Origin of the sequence: Fodinicurvata sp. EGI_FJ10296 (genome assembly GCF_040712075.1) — a bacterium.
Classification (GTDB): Bacteria; Pseudomonadota; Alphaproteobacteria; order DSM-16000; family Inquilinaceae; genus JBFCVL01.
On record NZ_JBFCVL010000031.1, the window covers coordinates 1 to 597 of the forward strand.

The 597-nt window shown below is 68.0% G+C and carries 1 protein-coding gene and 1 pseudogene; one reads left to right on the forward strand and one right to left on the reverse strand.

Annotated elements, in window-relative coordinates:
- Nucleotides 1–181, forward strand: a 181-nt coding sequence (locus tag ABZ728_RS22075) for a hypothetical protein (RefSeq protein ID WP_366658605.1), incomplete at its 5' end; no start/stop codon positions are given.
- A 109-nt stretch (nt 182–290) separates the two neighbouring features.
- Here the strand turns inward: ABZ728_RS22075 and ABZ728_RS22080 are convergent.
- Nucleotides 291–597, reverse strand: a pseudogene (locus ABZ728_RS22080) (ATP-dependent chaperone ClpB); the annotation flags it as partial.

Here is a 597-nt window from a genome sequence, read left to right on the forward strand (position 1 = left end):
GCCCACCGGCCGTCAGCTGGCCGGGGCCGAGATGGAACTCTTCGACAAGCGGGTGCAGGAGATCAACCGCAAGCGCCTGCAGCAGCGCCAGATCCAGGTGGCGAGCATCGAACAGCGCCGCCAGCAGCTCCCGCAGGCGTGCGGCGAGGGGCCTGACGAAAGCACCGACGCCAGCTGCTGATCGGCAGAGCGGGCTCGGCCCTGGTCGGCTCCCAGCCTCACGACAGGCATAAACGCAACAAACGGCGGCGCAGGGAGCGCCGCCGTTTGCCGTAGGCTCTACCGGATGGTTACGCCGCCTGGACCAGTGAGCCGTCGATGGTCAGCCCGCCGTCGTCGGCCGCCACCGTCACGCTCTCGCCTTCAGCAACACGCCCGGCGAGAATCATCTCCGCCAGCGGGTTCTGCAGTTCGCGCTGGATCACCCGCTTCAGCGGCCGGGCGCCATAGACCGGGTCGTAGCCGGCATTCGCCAGCCAGCGCTTCGCCGAGTCCTCCATGACCAGCTCGATCTTGCGATCGGCCAGCAACGCTTCGAGATGCCGCAGCTGGATGTCAACGATCCCCGTCATCTGCTCGCGGGTCAGGCGGTGGAAG